The following is a 17,703-nucleotide window of genomic DNA, read 5'->3' on the forward strand; positions in this document are numbered from 1 at the left end:
AGTGCCCTGTGGTACGTGCAACCGCGGCGGGACTCCGACGGGGGTTTATGTACTGGTCGCTATGGTGGGAGTATGAAGCAGGCCATCGTCGCGCGGGCCGACATCGGGATGGGCGAGGGGAAACTCGCCGCCCAGGTCGCCCACGCCTCGCTGTCGGCCTACGAGGACACCGGCCGGCGGGCCCGGAAAGCCTGGAAAGGCTCGGGCCAGAAGAAGGTCGTCCTCAAGGCGTCGGGCGAGTCCGAACTGTTCGGACTCGCCGACGCGGCCGAGCGCGCCGGCCTGCCACATGCCGTCATCAGGGACGCCGGCCACACGCAACTGGACCCCGGGACGGTCACGGCCCTCGCGGTGGGGCCGGGCGACGACGACGCGGTCGACCGCATCACCGGCGACCTCTCGTTGTACTGAGGGCACCGAAGGCGCCGATGCGGTTATATACCAGAAACACTAACCTCAGGTGAATAACAGAGACCACCATGCAAGGAAACGAACAGCAGGCCTACGACCGCGGGATAACCATCTTCTCCCCGGACGGACGCCTCTACCAGGTCGAGTACGCACGCGAAGCAGTCAAACGCGGCACCGCCAGCGTCGGCGTGCGGACCGCCGACGGCGTCGTGCTGGCCGCGGACCGCCACGCCCGCTCGCCGCTCATCGAACGGGACAGTATCGAGAAGATTCACGAGATAGACGACCACGTCGGCGTCGCGAGCGCCGGCCACGTCGCCGACGCCCGACAGCTCATCGACGTGGCCCGTCGCCAGGCCCAGGTCAATCGCCTGCGCTACGACGAGCCCGCGAGCGTCGAGTCGCTGACGAAGGAGGTCACCGACTACATCCAGCAGTACACCCAGACCGGCGGCGCGCGCCCCTTCGGCGTCGCCTTGCTCGTCGCGGGCATCGAGGACGGCGAACCACGCCTCTTCGAGACGGACCCCTCGGGGACCCCCTACGAGTGGCAGGCGGTCGCCATCGGCGGCTCCCGCGAGGACATCCAGGGCTACCTCGAAGACGAGTACGAGGCGGAGATGGACCTCGAAGGCGGCGTCGAACTCGCCCTGCGCGCGCTGGCGTCGGTCAACGACGACGGTCTCGACGCGACGGGGGTCGACATCGCCACCATCGACGTCGAGAGCGAGCAGTTCAGCAAGCTCGAAGAGGACGACATCGCCGAGCGGCTGACCGAGTTCGAACTCGGAGGTGACGAATAATGTACGACCCCGACGAGAGACTCACCGACGCCTACGAGCCCGAAGTGGGGACGATACCCTCCGACTCTGAGGGCCGCGACGAGGAGAACGTGACCAAGACCGGGACGACCACGGTCGGTATCACCACCGAGGACGGCGTCGTCGTCGCGACGGACCGACGGGCCTCGCTGGGCGGTCGCTTCGTCTCGAACAAGTCGGTCACCAAGGTCGAACAGATTCACCCGACCGCGGCGATGACGCTGGTCGGCAGCGTCGGCGGCGCCCAGTCCTTTATCCGCTCGCTGCGCTCGGAGGCGAACCTCTACGAGGTCCGTCGTGACGAACCGCTCTCGATCCACGCGCTGGCGACGCTCGCGGGCAACTTCGCCCGCGGTGGCCCCTTCTTCGCCATCAACCCCATCATCGGCGGGGTCGACGAGGAGGGCACGCACGTCTACAGCGTCGACCCGGCCGGCGGCGTCCTGCAGGACGATTACACGGTTACGGGCTCCGGGACGATGGTCGCCACCGGCACTATCGAGGGCAACTACGACCCCGAGATGAGCCTCGAAGCGGCTCGCGAACTGGCGATTCGCGCGGTCAACGCCGCCGCCGAGCGCGACACCGGCTCCGGCAACGGCGTCGTCATCGCCGAGATTACCGCCGACGGCGTCGACATCGACCGCTTCGACGACTACGCCTCGGCGGAGTAAACGACTCGGGACCCCTCAGCGGGGTACCTCCACCCAGCCGGATATCCACGCCTCGTCGCTGTCCGGCAGGTGAGCGACTGTGATACCCCCGAACTCCTCTATCTCGACGTCGCTTCGCTCCCACCAGTCGGTCGGTCCGTCCTCGACCTGTTGTATTCCGTCGTGTTCGACCACGTGACGACACCTGTTCGACACTCGCCGCGGGGCCGTTCTCGTTATCGCCCGCCTACTACCGGTTAGGTGCCGACTCTGTACCCCTCTATACCACTCCGTAGCGACGTGAGCGCCCTCATTGGTGGATATAAATGCGCGGCGACACACCGTCCGACAATGGCCGCGGACTCCGCCGACGAGGCGGTCGACCCCCTCGACTCGTTCCGGCAGTTCTTCGCGCTGGAGCGGGACGTTCTCGTGCTCTCGCTGTCGATGCTCGCCTTCTCACTCGCCTTCCAGATGACGAGTCGCTACCTCCCGGAGTACATGCGCGTGCTGGGCGCGAGCGCGGGCGTCATCGGGCTGTACGGCAGCGTCGGCAACCTCATCAGCGCCGTCTACCCCTATCCGGGGGGTGCGGTCTCGGACCGGCTGGGGTCGCGCGTCGCCCTGACCGCCTTCGGCGTCCTCGCTACGGCCGGCTTCGGCGTCTGGTATCTCGCCGCCACGGTCGGCACTATCGCCGTGGGCCCGCTGACCCTGCCCGCCTGGACGTTCGTCTTCCTCGGCCTCTTTCTCGCACAGGCCTGGAAGTCCTTCGGGCTGGGCGCGACCTTCGCCATCGTGAAACAGGCCGTCCCGCCCGACCGACTGGCGATGGGCTTTGCGAGCACGGAGGTGTTCCGCCGACTGGGCTTTCTGTTCGGCCCGCTCCTCGCCGCGGGCCTGCTCGCCGCGACGGCGACGTTCGCCGGCGGCTTCCAGTCCGTCCTCCTCGTGGCCGTCGGCTTCGGCGCCGTCGCGACCGTCGCCCAGCATGTCCTCTACGACGCCAGCGAGGACACCATCGGGAAGTCCTTCGAGGGCGTCGGCCAGGTCGTCAGCGACCTGCGGGAACTGCCCGCCCCCCTGCGACCGCTGCTCGTGGCCGACACGCTCGTGCGCTTCGCCAACGGGATGGTGTACGTCTTCTTCGTCATCGTGGTGACGGACTTCCTCTCGGTCGGCTTTTCCGGCTTCGGACTCTCGCTGCGCCCCGACGCCTTCTTCGGCGTCTTGCTGGGCGTCGAGATGGTCGTCGCCATCCTCTCGATGGCGCCGGTCTCGAAACTCGCCGAGTACGCCGGGCTCAAGCCCGCCGTCGCGCTGGGCTTCTCGGTGTACGCGCTCTTCCCGCTCTTGCTCGTCTTCGCCCCTGCGAACCAGTGGGTGCTGCTCCTGCTCTTTGCGTACTCCGGGCTGCGATTCGCCGGTCTACCGGCCCACAAGGCGCTCATCGTCGGCCCCGCACAGCGCGACGCCGGCGGGCGCGTCACCGGGAGCTACTACCTCGTCCGAAACACGCTCGTCATCCCAAGCGCCGCGCTGGGCGGGTGGCTCTACGGCGCCGACTGGACGGTCGATATCGGCGGCGTCGCGGTGCAGGCCGGGCCGCGACTGGCATTCGGCGTCGCCACCGTCGTCGGCGTCGTCGGCGTCGCGTACTTCCTCCTGTTCGGCGAGGAGTTCGAACCGTACGCGTGACAGGGGTCATCCGACCGGAATTTTATTGTCACAACCAGCCGACAGGCGTGCTATGTCGGAGCTGGTCGTTCACGGCCTGACGATTCTCTTCCTGACAGTCGTCGCGCTCACGCTCGTCGGCGCGGGCGCCTGGCTGTTTCTGGTGACGGGGCTCGTCCTCGGGGCGGTGGGGCCGTTCCTCGGCGTCCTGTTGCTCGGGTACACCGGCTACTACACCTGGTCCCTGCTGACGGTCGACTGAGCGGCGGCCGCGGAGAACGCCAAGGCTAAACCCGGCCCGCCGAACACTCTCCCAATGCGCGAGGCCCACCCGATAGAGCGCGTTGTCGGCATGGCACACTACGTCAGCGACGCCGACGGCGTGGGCGGCCACCTGCGGGTCAGTCCCGAGGACTTCCGCGTCACCGAACTGGAGGCGTTCGACACCGCACCCGTCGACGCCGATACGGGTGGGTACCCCCACCTCGTCTGTCGGGTCGAACTCCGCGACTGGGACACCAACGATTTCGCCAGCGCCCTCTCGGACCGGCTGGGAATCTCCCGCGAGCGCGTCTCCTGGGCCGGGACGAAGGACAAGCGCGCGGTCACCCGACAGCTGTTCTCGGTGAAGGATATCGACCCCGACGACGTCCCCGACATCGACGGCGCCGACATCGAGGTCGTGGGGCGGGCCGGCCGACCCATCCTCTTTGGCGACCTCGCCGGCAACGCCTTCGAAATCGTCGTCCGGGACACCGACGCGCCCGACAACGCCGCGTCGGTGGTGGCCGACCTGCGGGCGTTCGCCGGCGGCGACGCGGCCGGCGCGTCGGCGACGGACAACCTGCCCGACGACGCCGTCACCGTCGCCGTCCCGAACTACTTCGGCCAGCAGCGATTCGGCTCGCGCCGCCCGGTCACCCACGAGGTCGGCCTCGCCATCGTCCGCGAGGCGTGGAAGGAGGCCGTCATCGCCTACGTGGGCAACCCGCACGAGCGCGAACCCGAGGCCACGCAGGCCGCCCGCGCGTACGTGGACGAGACCGAAGACTGGGCCGGGGCGCTCGACCGACTGCCCCGAGCGCTGGGCTACGAGCGGTCGATGTGTCACAAACTGGTAGAGAACGGCGAGGCGCGAAGCGCCTCGGGACAGTCGAGCGGACGGAGTCCGCGAGACGGCGGCCTGGGCCCCGAGGACTTCCGCGAGGCCGTCGAGACGCTGCCCACCAACCTCCAGACGCTGTTCGTCAACGGCGCCCAGTCGTACGTCTTCAACAGGATTCTCTCCGAGCGCCTGGAGCGGGGGCTGCCCTTCGACCGACCGGTTGTGGGCGACGTAGTTTGTTTCTCCGACGCGGACGCTCCCGCGGATTTCCCCCTGCCCGACACCGACCGTACCCAGCGCGTCACGGAAAAGCGCCTGCGGACCGTCGAGCGCCACTGCGAGCGCGGCCGCGCGTTCGTCACCGCGCCGCTGGTCGGCACCGAGACGGCCCTGGCCGACGGTGAACCGGGCGAGATAGAACGCGCGGTGCTGGAGGAGGTCGGCCTGGAACCGGCCGATTTCGCCCTTCCCGGCGAGTTCGACAGTTCTGGCACGCGCCGGGCGATTCAGGTCCGGACCGACCTCGGCGTTTCCCGGGACGGCGACGACCTGACCTTCGACTTTGCCCTGCCGAAAGGGAGCTACGCGACGGTGCTGCTGCGCGAGTTCCGCAAGACCGACCCTGCTGCGTAGTTCGTACCGGTACCTGAAGACCGGACAGCTACGGTTCCCGAGAGCCAGAAAGCCCCGAGTTCAGACGGCCGCCCCTTTCAGTCCCACCCATGCGGCTGGTCAACCGGCTACGGGTGGGACTGAAAGGGGCCGACCTATCGGCGAACCCCGACGACGCAAGCACGCGAAGCGCGCGCAGCGAGTCGCGGGAGCCGATAGGTCGGGGGGCTTTCTGGCTGTTCGTAGTCGCGTTCTAGTTACCAGACAATTTCGCAACTCGGAATCGCCTCGCTTATCCGCGCCAGCCACCGTACACCCACCCATGGACTGCCGGCAGTGTGCGACCGCGTTAGACCGCCCGGGCGATTACTGCCTGGTCTGTCACACTGCCAACACGGACGCCGTCGTCCTCGAACTGGCCCGCGACCGGGCGACGGTCACCTGTCTGTTAGACGGCGAGGTCGTCGGCGAGCGGACGGTGACGACGACGCCGGAGGGCGAGGGCAGCGAGGAACTGGTCGTCGTCGAGTTGCGCAACTTCGCCGGGCTGGTCGCCGACGAGGTCCGCCGGAAACGGCCCGAGGAGGTGTACGTCACCGGGGAACACGACGTAATCGGCGCGGTCCGGGCGCAACTGCACCACGAGTTCTTCCGGGTGAAAGGCGACGACCCCGTCGGGCGGGTCATCGACCGGCAGGGCGAACCGGCGCTGGAAGTCGTCGACGCCCCGCCGGCGTCGAAACTCGGGGGCAGTCACTCGACGCTCATCGGCGGGCGGGCGGGCCAGCGGGTCGTCCACACCGTCGCCGCCCACCCCCACGTCAAGAAGGTCATCCCGGGCCCCATCGACGCCGGCGGCGCGTCCTCGCCGACCGGCGTGCGGGCGAAAGCCACTCGCGCCGACGCCAACGGCAACGTCCGGGTGCTGATTCGGGACGGCTCCTCGGTGCAGGAGAACCGCGTGGTCACGACGGCGGGGGACCGCGAACTCGGCGAACACGTCCGCGCGGACCTGAACGAGGCGCTGGTCGAGGCCGAGCTACAGGACGCCTAGGGCAGGCCGCTCCCGACGGCCAGGACCGTGCCGACGACGGTTACGAGGACGACGCCGCGAGCCACCGCTGACAGGTCCGTCTTCGCATCGAGGACCAGCGGGACGGCGTGCAGCGCAGCGAGCAGGAGGAAGGCGACGGGCGCGACGGCGTCGAACGCGACCGTCCCGAGCGCGAGCACCGCGAGCGCGACGCCGCCGGCGGCGAGATACCCCCGGCCGCGACCCCTCGCGCCCGCCCGCACCAACAGTCCGCCGGTCAAGCAGTACCCCAGCGCCGCCGCGCCGACCCAGGCCGTCCAGAACGCCGGGCGAGCGGGGACCAGTCCGGCGAGGCCGCCCAGTGTCAGCGCCATCGCGGTTCCGTTGACGGCGCCCCAGCCCAGCATCGCGTCGGAGAACCGCACCGCGTCGGGGGCGTGCAGGACCGTGAGTCCGGTGAACCCGGCGACGAGCACGCCCCACAGCACCGTCGCGAGCATGGCGCTGTTCGGTACGTCGGTCCACGAGAGCGCCTGCGTCCCGCCCCAGCCCAGCAGCCCCGCCGTCGCCCCGACGAGCAGGAACCCCGACTCCTCGAGGCGGCCGCTGGTGGCGGGTGCGACGCGCCGGAGCACCCCTCGAAGGCCGCCGGTCACAGCCATCGAGTGGCCGTTAGACCGCGGCTGACTTGTGGCTGGCTACGCGAACTCGGCGGCCAGCAGCAGGACGCTCGGTGCGACCAGCAACACCAGGCCGGCGAGTACGAGCAGCGCTGGCACCAGTAGCAGCCCCATCTCGGTGAACAGCCACATGCCCAGCCCCGCGAGCAGCAGGACGAGTCCGACGAGGCGGAGCAACCACGTGACGATGCCTTCGAAGCCGGAGTCCGCGACGACGTCGACGACTTCCAGTACTTCGTCCATGGCATCGCAGGCGTTTGGCGGCGCGCGGTTTATGTGCTGTGGATTCTGGAACTGTCTCAGCTGCTCGGCTGTTGGTCGCTGCTGGCAGCCACGGCGCTCTCACGTGTGTACTACTCACACCACTGTGGTCCGTCTCGAAGGGCTTATGTGGCCGCTGGGCCGACCAATGGGTACTATGGCTAGCAAGAGCGGGAAGACCGGCAGTGCCGGCCGATTCGGCGCTCGCTACGGTCGCGTCTCCCGGCGTCGCGTCGCGGAGATAGAGGCGGAGATGAACCAGGACCACACCTGTCCGAACTGCGGCGAGGACAAGGTCGACCGGCAGGGCACCGGCATCTGGCAGTGTGGCTACTGCGACTACAAGTACACCGGCGGGAGCTACAAGCCCGAGACGCCCGGTGGCAAGACCGTCCGTCGCTCCATCCGCGCCGCACTCGCCGAAGACGAGGAGTAAAGGGTCTCGAACCCCACCTGCTACCATGAGCTACAAGTGTTCACGCTGTAAGCGCGACGTAACACTCGACGAGTACGGTGGCGTCCGCTGTCCCTACTGTGGCCACCGCGTCCTGCTGAAGGAGCGCTCGCCCGACGTCAAAGAAATCGACGTCAAGTGACGCCACATCGGACTGTTTTCACGCTCGAGTACCCCGACGAGACGCTGGCCCGCCGCGTCGAGCGGAGCCTCCAGCCCGAAGTCGGTGATATCGAAGGTGAGCGGACCACCGCGGCCCTGACTCGCGAGGGCGCGACGTTGCGCGTGACCGTCAGCGCGGACGACCTCGTCGCCCTGCGGGCGGGATGTAACACGTGGCTGACGCTCTCGTCGGTCGCCGAGGCGGCCGCTGGTGCCGTTCACGACCGGTAACGTATAGTTCGTCCAGTCTGTGGGTACTGCTATCATCGAACTGTCGGGGTAGCATGACGGACGAGTCTACAAGCCGTGAACTGATCGTCGGCGGGGCGGACGTGCCGGCCCCGAGCGGCGCTATCGAGGTGTTGTACGTCGACGCCGACGCGGCGGTCCGCGAGCAGACCCGGGCCGCCATGGCGGACCGGCGGGCCGACCTCTCCGTGGCGAGCGTCGGGACCGTCGAGGCCGCCCTCGACGTCGCCGCGACGACGCCGCCGTCGTGTCTGGTCGTGGACCCGGTGGGACTAGCCGACGTCGACCCGCTGCTGTCGGCGGTCGACGCGCCGGTCATCGTCTACACGGAGCGGGACCCGACCGAACTGGATGAGTCGCTGGCCGGCGCGATGCGGACCGTCGTCGAGAAGGGGCCGACGGACCGCGGGGGGTTCCTCGCGGAGAAGATCGTCAGCGCGGTCGATACGCCGACCGAGCGCAGCGAGTACGCGCTCCAGCAGGCCCTCGACGGCGTGCGCCGGCAGGCCGAGACCGGCCAGGCGGTGTTTCTGGTCGACGGCGGGCGGGTCCGCTGGGCCAGTACGCCGCTGGTCGCGCTGGTCGGCTCCAGCGACCCGCCCGCGACGGACGATATCTACGAACAGCTTGCCGCCCTCTGTGACGACAGCCGGGACGCCGAAACCGTCGAGCAGTTCGCCCGTGGCCCGCCCGAGCCGGCGACGATTCGTACGAGCGAGGCGGCCAACGAGCGCCACCTCCTCCTGCAACGCTACCCGCTGGGCAGCCGGGCCGAGGCGTCGGAACTCGTGCTCGTCAGGGATGTCACGCAGACGGCCGGGCGCGACGCCCGCCTCTCGATGCTGGAGCTGTTGACCGAGCGGGCCCAGGACGGGCTGTACACGCTCGACGAGCGGGGCGTCATCGACTTCTGTAACGACTCGTTCGCGAGGAATCTGGGCTACGAGCCCGCGGAGCTACGCGGGGAGCACGCGGAGAAGACGCTCGCCCCGGGCGAACTGGAGAAGGGCCAGCGGACCATCGCCGAACTGCTGGAGTCCGAGGCCGACAGCACGACCGTCGACCTGACCTTCCAGCGCAAGGACGGCACCGAGCGCGAGATATCAATCCACTACACGCTGCTGTACGACGCCGACGGCGACTACACCGGCCTGATGGGGGTCACCCGCGACATCACCGACCGCATCGAGCGAGAGCGGGAACTGGAGCGGCGCAAGGAGTTGTTCGACGGGCTGGTCGACCACTTCCCCAACGGGGCCGTCCTCCTGTTCGACGACGACTGCCGGTACACGATGGCTGGCGGGGACGAACTTGCCCGCCTGGAACTCGACCCCGATGCGGTGGTTGGCAGGCGGCCGTCGGAGGTGTTCCCGCCGGAGCACGCCGAGCGGCTGGAGCAGGTCCAGCGGGCGGTCCTGGCGGGCGAGAAGCGCTCTTTCCACGCGACCGTCGCGGACCGACACTACGAGGTCCAGACCATCCCGATACGGGACAGCGAGGGGGCCGTCGTCTCCGGGATGGTGCTCGTCCAGAACGTCACCGAGCGCGTCCGCCGGGAGCGCGAACTCGAGCAGTCGAACACGCTGCTGTCGACGCTGTTCGACGCGCTCCCGGTCGGCATCCTCGTCGAGGACAGCGACCGCAACGTCCTCACGGCCAACCAGCGCTTCGTCGACCTGTTCGACCTGGCCGAGTCGCCCGAGGACCTCGTCGGGCTGCACTGTCTCGACAACGCCGAGGCCGTCGCCGACCAGTTCGCCGACCGGGCGGCGTTTCTGACGGCCCTGGAACGGCTGCCCGACCGGCGCGAGCGCCGCCTCGACGAACAGCTCGAACTGGCCGACGGCCGCGTCTTCCAGCGCAGTTATCTCCCGGTCGAACTCCCGACGGGCCCGGCGAACCTCTGGCTCTACCGCGACATCACCGACCGTGAGGAGCGCCAGCGCGAACTGGAACAGACGACCGAACGGCTCGAACTCGCCCTCGAAGGCGCCGAACTCGGCGTCTGGGACTGGAACGTCGAGACCGGCGACGTCACCTTCGACGAGCGCTGGACGGGGATGCTCGGCTACACGGTGTCGGAACTCGACCATCGCCTCGAAACGTGGGAGGAATTAGTCCACCCCGACGACTTCGACCGCGTGTGGGGCGCCATCGAGACCCACTTCGACGGTGAGACCGACATCTTCCACTGCGAGTACCGCCTGCGGACGAAACGCGGCGAGTACCGGTGGATTCGCGACATCGGCCGCGTCGTCGACCGCGACGGCGACGACAAGCCGCTCCGGGCGGTCGGCGTCCACCAGGACGTCACCGAGCGCAAGGAGCGCCAGCGCGAACTGGAGAGCCAGCGCGACGAACTGGCCACGCTCGCACAGGTCCACGGCCTCATCCACGACGTCATCGGCGCGCTCGGGTCGGCGGCGACCCGGAGCGCCATCGAGGAGACCGTCTGTGAACGCATCGTCGAGTCCGACCTCTACCAGTTCGCGTGGATAGGTGAGCGCGAGGGCGCGAGCACGCAGGTGCGGCGCCGGACGGTCGCCGGCGACGACGACAGCTACCTGGACGTCGTCTCGGAGCGCTCGGCGCCCGAGGACGGCGGTCCCGGAACGGAAGTCATTCGAACCGGCGAGGCCCAGGTCGTCCACGACATCGAGACCGACGACCGGGTCGCCTCCTGGCGCGACGCGGCGCTGGCCCGGGAGTTCCGGTCGGCGGTCGTGGTGCCGCTGCGACACGACGAGGCCATCCACGGCGTCCTCGGCGTCTACGCCAACCGGCCGGAGGCGTTCAGCCAGCGGGCCGTCGAGGCCTTTACCGTGCTGGGTGAGATGGTCGGCTTCGCCGTCACGGCCGTCCAGAACCGACAGCTGCTGTCCCACGACCGCGTCGTCGAGATGGAGTTCCAGTCGTCGACCGAGGACGCCTACCCGCTGGGTGTGGCCGCCAAACACGACTGCGTGCTGCGCGAGTCGGGCAGTGTCGACCTCGGCGAGGAGGTGCTCGCGTACAAGACCGTCGAGGGCGCCTCGCCGGCGGCCGTCCTGCCTGACCTCCTCGACCACGAACTGGTGCCCGACGGGCGGGTCATCCGCGACGACGGGGACAGCGGCGTCGTCGAACTCAGAGCGTCGGGCTCGTACCAGTCCGTGTTGCTGGACGTCGGCGTCAGACCGGTCGACATCGTCGCCGACGGCGAGACGGTCAGCGTCACGGTCGAGGCGCCGCCCGACGCCGAACCGCGGACGGTACTCGACACGCTCTCGGAGTACGTCCCGGGCTTCGAACTCGCCGTCAAGCAGTCGCGGGACCGCCAGCCGGGGACCGAGAGCGACGACGGCTCGCTCTGGGAGGAACTGACCGACCGACAGCGCGAGGTGCTCCGCGCGGCCTACCTCGCGGGCTACTACGAGTGGCCCCGCGACACCACGGCCGAGCAACTGGCGGACACGCTTGACATCGCGTCGTCGACGCTCCACCAGCACCTTCGACGGGCCGAACGGAACATCCTGGACGAGTTGCTTGACATGTAAAGACGCGTCGTGCCTAGTTCGTTCATCGGCTCGGTGACAACCTAGAAGGCTAGGTGTTCTGTTGATGGCCCTGACGCCCGTCCGTACAGGTAGTCGAAATGAGCGACCAGCAATCCGGCCCGCGCGGCGAGCAGTGGCGCGGGATGACCCCTCTGGACCGCGGCCTCACGACGCCGATGATAGACGACGTGTTCGAGGCGCTGTCGGACTGGCGACGGCGCGCCGTCTGCCGATACCTCGCGACCAGCGAGGACACCGGCGTCGACGTCGAGACGCTGGCCGCCGCCGTGGCCGCGCGCGGCCGGGCGAGCGAGGTCACCGACGCCGACACCAGCGTCGAGGCCGTCGAGCGCGCCCTCGTCGAGACTCACCTGCCCGAACTGGACCGCATCGGCCTGCTCGACTTCGACGAACGGAGCCGCGCCGTCCACTACTGGGGGCTGGCCACCGTCGAGAAGTGGGCCGAACACGCCGACGCCGTCACGCAGCGCACCGAGTTCTGACCGACGCGCCGCGATTTTCGCGGTAGTCCGGACCGACAGCCGTAGGTCCCCGGCGGTGATGTACCACACATGGACCTGCCACCGGTCGGGCTCGGTACGATGGGTATCGACGAGTCGGACGTCGTCGCGGCCGCCGTAGACGCCGGCTACCGCCACGTCGACACCGCACAGATATACGACAACGAAGCCGTCGTCGGTCGGGGCCTCGCCGCCGCCGACCGCGAGGACCTCCTCGTCGCGACGAAGCTCTGGACCGACAGCCTCGCCGCCGACGAAGTGCGTGCCGGCACCGAGCGGAGCCTCGACCGCCTGGGGCTCGACGCCGTGGACCTGCTGTACGTTCACCGGCCCCGCGGTGGGTACGACCCCGCGACGACGCTGCCGGCCCTCGAACGGGTCCGGGACGCCGGACTCACGGACCACCTCGGGCTCTCGAACTTCACGCTCGACCAGTTGCGGACCGCCGCCGACTACGTCGACATCGCCGCCCACCAGGTGGAGTTCCACCCCTTCTTCCGGTCGAAGTCGCTGCTGGAGCACGCCCGGCGCCACGGCTACCCGCTGGTCGCGTACTCGCCACTGGCCGGCGGCCGCGTCTTCGAGGACCCGACTATCCGGGCCGTCGCCGAGGCCCACGACACGACGCCCGCCGCCGTCGCCATCGCGTGGGTCACGAGCCACGACCCCGTCGTGACCATCCCCAAGGCCTCCTCGCGTGAGCACCTGGCCGCGAACCTGGCGGCCGCCGACCTCGAACTCACCGACGATGAGGTCGCCCGTATCGAAGCCATCGAGCGCGAAGAGGAGCTGTTCCCGGAGTAGTCAGGCCGCTATCGTCGCGGCGCGGCCGGACAATAATTGTTGGGGAATAGACATATAACGTCGTTACACCTATTGCCCCCGTATGTCAGACCCCGGTACCACACCGCTCCAGGCGACCCAGTCGGAGGTCCTCGGCGCCATCCAGGCCGACACCCTGTTCAGCGCCTCGCTGTGGGTGAACATCGCGCTCGCGGGCCTCTCGATACTGCTGTTCGTCTACATGGGTCGGGACATCGAATCGCCGCGGGCGCGGCTCATCTGGGTCGCGACGCTGCTGGTCCCGCTCGTCTCGCTGTCGAGTTACGTCGGGCTGGCGTCGGGGCTGACCGTCGGCTTCCTGGCGATGCCCCCCGGCCATCCACTGGCCGGCGAACTGGTGCTCACGCCGTGGGGCCGGTATCTCACGTGGACGCTCTCGACGCCGATGATACTGCTCGCGCTGGGACTGCTCGCCGACACGGACCTGGCGACGCTGTTTACCGCCATCACGATGGACATCGCGATGTGTGTCACCGGGCTGGCCGCCGCGCTCATCACGTCCTCCTACGCCCTGCGCTGGGCCTTCTTCGGCATCAGCTCGGCGTTCTTCCTCGCCGTGCTGTACGTCCTGCTCGTCGAGTGGCCAGACGACGCCGCGGCCGCCGGCACGAGCGACATCTTCGGGACGCTGAAACTGCTGACGGTGGTGCTGTGGCTGGGCTACCCGCTGTTCTGGGCGCTGGGCACCTCGGGCATCGCGGTGCTCTCGACCGCTCTCACGTCCTGGGGCTACTCGGCGCTCGACATCGTCGCCAAGTACGTCTTCGCGTACCTGCTGCTCAGCTGGGTCGCCGACAACGAGGGCGCCGTCGCCAACGCCGGCGTCAGGCTGGGCGGTACCGAGGGCACGGCGGCCGTCGACGACTGAGTCGGCCCTTCACGGCTCCCGACGGTCGCTGCCGAGGTCGCGAAGCTCCCTACGGACTCAGACGTTGGCGGTCGCGCGGGAAGAGGACGGCCTCGCGGATGTTCTCCAGCCCGAGCATTGTCATGACCAGGCGCTCGCCGCCCAGACCCCAGCCGGCGTGGGGCGGCATGCCGTACTTGAACATCTTGGTGTAGTACTCGAAGGCCTCGGGGTCCAGGCCCTGCTGTTCGAAGCCGGAAACGAGGTGGTCGAAGCGGTGTTCGCGCTGGCCGCCCGAGACGAGTTCCATCGACGGGTGCATCATGTCGAAGCCCGTCGAAATCTCCGCGTCGTCGTCGTGGTCCTTGATGTAGAACGGCTTGATTTCGCTGGGCCAGTCGGTGATGAAGTAGTGCTCGCCGACCTCCTGGCCGAGGACGTGTTCGGCCTCCGTCGAGAGGTCGTCGCCCCACACGAGCGGCTCGTCGAGTTCGCCCGTGGCGTTGATCTCGTCGATGGCCTCCTGATACGTGAGCCGCGGGAAGTCGCCCTCGGGGGCCGAAAAGTCCTCGGCGAGACCCAGGGCTTCGAGTTCCTCGGCGCAGTTCTGTGCGACGCCCTCGTAGGCGGCCTTGACGACGTATTCGCAGGCGTCCATCGCCTCGGTGTGGTCGTAGAACGCCGACTCGAAGTCGATGCTGGTCGCCTCGTTCAGATGGCGAGGCGTGTTGTGCTCCTCGGCGCGGAAGATGGGGCCGATTTCGAAGACCCGCTCCAGGCCCGAACCGACCATCAGCTGCTTGAACAGCTGCGGGCTCTGGTTCATGAACGCCTCGCGCCCGAAGTAGGTGATGGGGAACAGCTCCGTGCCGCCCTCGGTCCCCGTAGCGACGATTTTCGGCGTGTTGATCTCCGTACTCCCCAGCTCGCGGAACGCTTCGCGAACCGAGCGCAGCACCTCGGCGCGAATCTCGAAGATGGCCTTGACCTCGTCCTTGCGGAGGTCCAGCGTCCGGTTGTCCAGGCGAGTCGGCAGTTCGGCGTCGACCTTGCCGGAGGGGTCGAGCGGCAGTTCGGGGTCCGCTTCGGAGATGACGTCGACGCTCTCGGGCGTGACCTCGACGCCGGTCGGGGCCCGCGGTTCCTCCTCGACGTCGCCGGTCACGGAGATGACGGACTCGCGGTGGACCCCGAGACCGGTCTCGACGAGCTCGTCGTCCATCTCGTCTTTCTCGAACTTGACCTGAATCTTGCCGGTCGTGTCCCGGAGGATGAGGAAGGCGATACCACCCAGGTCGCGAATCTCGTGGACCCAGCCGGCGACGGTGACGTGGTCGCCCGGCTCGGCGTCTGCGGTGTAGGTTCGGTCGTCCATGCGGGCAGGTATTGATGGGTGGGACTTAAGGACAGTCTTTCTATGCGAGGTCGCGACCGAAGGGAGCGAGCTCGTTACAGCGAACGGGGAGCGTAGCGACCCGTGAGCAGCGAGACGCTGACCGAAGGGAGCGACCTCGTTACAGCGAACGGTGAACGAAGTGAGCCGCGAGCGGCGAGGCTACGGCTCGGTCTGTGGCTGGGCTGTGTTCCCCTCCGCGCGCTCCTCGTCGACGTGTACCCGCCCCCAGAGGTGGCTGTGGTCACAGTGACACATCGGTGGTCGGTAACACGCCACCCGGAAAGATAACCGCTGGGCGACTGTGCGCGGGCGCCAGGTTACTCGGGCGCTTTCGCGGCTTTGGCGTCCTGTGCGCCCTCGACGGTCTCCCGGACCGCCTCGCATCCCTCGTCGTGGACCAGGTCGCCGACGACCACGGTGTCGGCGTGCTCGGCCATCTTGCGGGCCGACTCGTAGTCGTGGATGCCGCCGCCGTAGAAGAGGGTGGCCTCGTCTAAGATGTCGGCCGCGGCGGCGACCTTCTCGGTGTCGCCCAGCATCCCGGAGTACTCGACGTAGATTATCTCCTGGCCCAGCAGGTGTTCGGCGGCCTCGGCGTAGGCGGCGACCTCCTCGGCGTCCAGGTCGCAACTGGCCTGCGTGTAGGTGGCGACGGAGGCGTCGGGGTTCATCACGATATAGGCCTCGGTGAAGGTCCGGGACCAGTCTATCTCGTCGTCGATGCGAATCCACTCCTTGTGGGCGCCGGTTATCCAGGTCACGTCGCCGGCGTTCATCACGACCGGGACGAGGTAGCCGTCGTGGCGGTCGCTGTGGACGACCGACGCGGGGTTCGAGGGCTCGATGTAGACGGGGATGTCGTACTTGCCACAGGCGTCGACGACCCGCTTCATCTTCTCCTCGGTCATCCCGGTGGTCCCGCCGACCTCGATGGCGTCCGTGCCAGTGGCCGCCACGTCCTCGTAGGTCTCGTCGCCGTGCAGCGTCTTGTCCGGGTCGATTTTGGTGATATGGTCCCAGTCCGCCCAGTCGCTCATACGCAAAGGGACGATTGCCTGTCGGCATAACGGCTTCGGAAGGGCGAAACCGACAGTCTGAGGCTGGCGACCATCGGGCGGACGCCGGACACGGCCGCAGAACCCTTTTTTCACCGGAGTGCTTCGGGTCGGCTATGACGACTGCGCCGGTCGACGCCGGGGTGACGGTCCCACCGACCGAACTCGCGGCGGACCTGCTGGTCGCGTTGCGGACCGGCGACGACACCGAGCCCTTGCTGTCGGCGCTGGCGGACTGTTCTGAGACCTCCCTCGCGCCGGTCCGTGAGGACCACGACACCGGGCTCGCGTTCTGGCTCAACTGCTACAACGCCGGGACGAAGCTGTTGCTGACCGACCGGCCCGAACTGTACGAGTCGCGCTGGCGGTTCTTCCGCGCGCCGGCCCTGTCCGTCGCCGGCCACCCGCTCGGTCTGGACGATGTCGAGCACGGCGTCCTCCGGGGCTCGCGCTCGAAGTACGGGCTGGGGTATCTGCCACGGCTGCTGCCCGACAGCTTCGAACACCGCTACAGGCTCGACCACGTGGACCCGAGACTTCACTTCGCGCTGCACTGCGGCGCGGCCAGCTGTCCCGCGATTCGGGCCTACGAGCCCGACGCCGTCGACGCCCAGCTCGACACCGCGACGCGGACCTATCTCGACGCCACCGTCGAGTACGACCCCGACGCCGGCGTGCTCCGGGTGCCCCGCATGTTCCGCTGGTTCCCGGGCGATTTCGGCGGCCGGTCGGGCGTTCGGGAGTTCCTGCGGCGGTACGACCAACTCCCCGACGAGACGGCCGATATCGGCTATCTCGACTGGGACTGGTCGCGGGAGACGCCGACGTTCGCCTGAGGACGGCGGGGACGACCGTCACACCTTCCCCGTTCGCGCCACTGCTCCCGGTATGCACCAACTGACGACTGTCGAGCAGGTCCACGACGAGGGGTCGTATCTGTTCACGGCCGAGGACCGCCACGGCGACCCAGAAGAACTCGTCGTCGTCCCCTGCGAGGACGGCGTCGAGGCGTGGCGAAACCGCTGCACCCACGAGGACCAGCGCTTCGACACCGGCGACGGCGTGCCGATGCGCGACGGCGAGATTATCTGTCCTCGCCACGGCTCGCTGTTCGACGCCTGCGAGGGCGACTGCGACAACGGCGAGGCCGCCGGCACGACGCTGCCCGGTGTCGGTCTGGCCGAGCGCCACGGCACCGTCTTTCTACTCGACGAGGACTACGAATTCATGCACGAGGGCGGTATCGACGACGACGACGGGCCGAGTTCGACGTCGCATCTGCAGTTGTAGCGTAGCGTGCTACGTCTGCCCGGAAAGTCGACCGCTTGGGAGGCGATTTTCCAGTTACGAGAGCAAACATGCAGCAAAGACAGTTTAGAAAAAGTCT

21 protein-coding genes are annotated in these 17,703 nt (G+C 68.4%); 16 read left to right on the forward strand and 5 right to left on the reverse strand.

The window, feature by feature from the left end; genetic code table 11:
- The first annotated feature begins 72 nt into the window (after positions 1-72).
- The 3 genes from pth2 to psmB all read left to right on the forward strand — a co-directional run bounded on the left by pth2 (position 73) and on the right by psmB (position 1,906).
- Positions 73-411, forward strand: coding sequence for a peptidyl-tRNA hydrolase Pth2 (gene pth2, locus NDI86_RS02825; RefSeq protein WP_310898876.1), 339 nt, complete (start codon positions 73-75; stop codon positions 409-411).
- 68 nt (positions 412-479) lie between these two features.
- Positions 480-1,214: an archaeal proteasome endopeptidase complex subunit alpha gene (gene psmA, locus NDI86_RS02830; RefSeq protein WP_310898877.1), complete on the forward strand. Its 735-nt coding sequence runs from the start codon at positions 480-482 to the stop codon at positions 1,212-1,214.
- Positions 1,214-1,906 carry an archaeal proteasome endopeptidase complex subunit beta gene (psmB, locus tag NDI86_RS02835; protein WP_310898878.1) on the forward strand — a complete coding sequence of 231 codons (693 nt, stop codon included), beginning with the start codon at positions 1,214-1,216 and terminating at the stop codon, positions 1,904-1,906. The genes psmA and psmB overlap by 1 nt, the downstream gene beginning before the upstream one ends.
- Before the next feature lie 15 nt (positions 1,907-1,921).
- Here psmB and NDI86_RS02840 read toward each other — a convergent pair whose 3' ends face one another.
- Positions 1,922-2,080 carry a hypothetical protein gene (locus NDI86_RS02840; protein ID WP_310898879.1) on the reverse strand — a complete coding sequence of 53 codons (159 nt, stop codon included), beginning with the start codon at positions 2,078-2,080 and terminating at the stop codon, positions 1,922-1,924.
- Positions 2,081-2,236: 156 nt separating this feature from the next.
- On the opposite strand from NDI86_RS02840, the gene NDI86_RS02845 reads away from it, so the two are divergent.
- The 4 genes from NDI86_RS02845 to NDI86_RS02860 all read left to right on the forward strand — a co-directional run bounded on the left by NDI86_RS02845 (position 2,237) and on the right by NDI86_RS02860 (position 6,333).
- Complete coding sequence (locus NDI86_RS02845; RefSeq protein WP_310898880.1) at positions 2,237-3,583, forward strand: MFS transporter; 1,347 nt, start codon at positions 2,237-2,239, stop codon at positions 3,581-3,583.
- A gap of 52 nt (positions 3,584-3,635) precedes the next feature.
- Positions 3,636-3,824 carry a hypothetical protein gene (locus tag NDI86_RS02850; protein WP_310898881.1) on the forward strand — a complete coding sequence of 63 codons (189 nt, stop codon included), beginning with the start codon at positions 3,636-3,638 and terminating at the stop codon, positions 3,822-3,824.
- A gap of 54 nt (positions 3,825-3,878) precedes the next feature.
- Entirely contained in the window at positions 3,879-5,300 is a 1,422-nt protein-coding gene (gene truD / locus NDI86_RS02855; protein ID WP_310898882.1) for a tRNA pseudouridine(13) synthase TruD, read from the forward strand.
- A 301-nt stretch (positions 5,301-5,601) separates the two neighbouring features.
- Positions 5,602-6,333, forward strand: a complete 732-nt coding sequence (locus tag NDI86_RS02860) for a DUF2103 domain-containing protein (RefSeq protein WP_310898883.1) — start codon at positions 5,602-5,604, stop codon at positions 6,331-6,333.
- On the opposite strand, the gene NDI86_RS02865 is transcribed toward NDI86_RS02860, so the two are convergent.
- A complete protein-coding gene (locus NDI86_RS02865) occupies positions 6,330-6,974 on the reverse strand; it encodes a hypothetical protein (protein ID WP_310898884.1) in 645 nt (214 codons plus the stop codon). The two genes, NDI86_RS02860 and NDI86_RS02865, sit on opposite strands and share 4 nt — an antisense overlap.
- A gap of 36 nt (positions 6,975-7,010) precedes the next feature.
- Entirely contained in the window at positions 7,011-7,235 is a 225-nt protein-coding gene (locus NDI86_RS02870) for a hypothetical protein (RefSeq protein ID WP_310898885.1), read from the reverse strand.
- Positions 7,236-7,380: 145 nt separating this feature from the next.
- Here NDI86_RS02870 and NDI86_RS02875 point away from each other — a divergent pair, with 145 nt between their 5' ends.
- The 7 genes from NDI86_RS02875 to NDI86_RS02905 all read left to right on the forward strand — a co-directional run bounded on the left by NDI86_RS02875 (position 7,381) and on the right by NDI86_RS02905 (position 13,886).
- Positions 7,381-7,689: a 50S ribosomal protein L37ae gene (locus NDI86_RS02875; protein ID WP_310898886.1), complete on the forward strand. Its 309-nt coding sequence runs from the start codon at positions 7,381-7,383 to the stop codon at positions 7,687-7,689.
- Positions 7,690-7,714: 25 nt separating this feature from the next.
- Complete coding sequence (locus NDI86_RS02880; RefSeq protein WP_166968497.1) at positions 7,715-7,849, forward strand: DNA-directed RNA polymerase subunit P; 135 nt, start codon at positions 7,715-7,717, stop codon at positions 7,847-7,849.
- Complete coding sequence (locus NDI86_RS02885; RefSeq protein ID WP_310898887.1) at positions 7,846-8,100, forward strand: KEOPS complex subunit Pcc1; 255 nt, start codon at positions 7,846-7,848, stop codon at positions 8,098-8,100. The genes NDI86_RS02880 and NDI86_RS02885 overlap by 4 nt, the downstream gene beginning before the upstream one ends.
- 53 nt (positions 8,101-8,153) lie before the next feature.
- Positions 8,154-11,654: a PAS domain S-box protein gene (locus tag NDI86_RS02890; RefSeq protein ID WP_310898888.1), complete on the forward strand. Its 3,501-nt coding sequence runs from the start codon at positions 8,154-8,156 to the stop codon at positions 11,652-11,654.
- Between the two features lie 98 nt (positions 11,655-11,752).
- Positions 11,753-12,157, forward strand: a complete 405-nt coding sequence (locus NDI86_RS02895; RefSeq protein ID WP_310898889.1) for a DUF7344 domain-containing protein — start codon at positions 11,753-11,755, stop codon at positions 12,155-12,157.
- A 69-nt stretch (positions 12,158-12,226) separates the two neighbouring features.
- Positions 12,227-12,979: an aldo/keto reductase gene (locus tag NDI86_RS02900; RefSeq protein WP_310898890.1), complete on the forward strand. Its 753-nt coding sequence runs from the start codon at positions 12,227-12,229 to the stop codon at positions 12,977-12,979.
- Between the two features lie 82 nt (positions 12,980-13,061).
- Positions 13,062-13,886, forward strand: coding sequence for a bacteriorhodopsin (locus NDI86_RS02905; protein WP_310898891.1), 825 nt, complete (start codon positions 13,062-13,064; stop codon positions 13,884-13,886).
- Between the two features lie 49 nt (positions 13,887-13,935).
- Here NDI86_RS02905 and aspS read toward each other — a convergent pair whose 3' ends face one another.
- A complete protein-coding gene (gene aspS, locus NDI86_RS02910) occupies positions 13,936-15,240 on the reverse strand; it encodes an aspartate--tRNA(Asn) ligase (protein WP_310898892.1) in 1,305 nt (434 codons plus the stop codon).
- A gap of 338 nt (positions 15,241-15,578) precedes the next feature.
- A complete protein-coding gene (locus NDI86_RS02915; RefSeq protein ID WP_310898893.1) occupies positions 15,579-16,298 on the reverse strand; it encodes a phosphoglycerol geranylgeranyltransferase in 720 nt (239 codons plus the stop codon).
- Positions 16,299-16,432: 134 nt separating this feature from the next.
- Between NDI86_RS02915 and NDI86_RS02920 the strand changes: the two genes are divergently transcribed.
- On the forward strand, positions 16,433-17,152 hold the full coding sequence (locus tag NDI86_RS02920) for a DUF547 domain-containing protein (protein ID WP_310898894.1): 720 nt from the start codon (positions 16,433-16,435) through the stop codon (positions 17,150-17,152).
- 52 nt (positions 17,153-17,204) lie between these two features.
- A complete protein-coding gene (locus NDI86_RS02925) occupies positions 17,205-17,606 on the forward strand; it encodes a Rieske (2Fe-2S) protein (protein WP_310898895.1) in 402 nt (133 codons plus the stop codon).
- Positions 17,607-17,703 lie beyond the last annotated feature (97 nt).

Source organism: Haloarcula onubensis (assembly GCF_031624605.1).
Taxonomy (GTDB): Archaea; Halobacteriota; Halobacteria; order Halobacteriales; family Haloarculaceae; genus Haloarcula; species Haloarcula onubensis.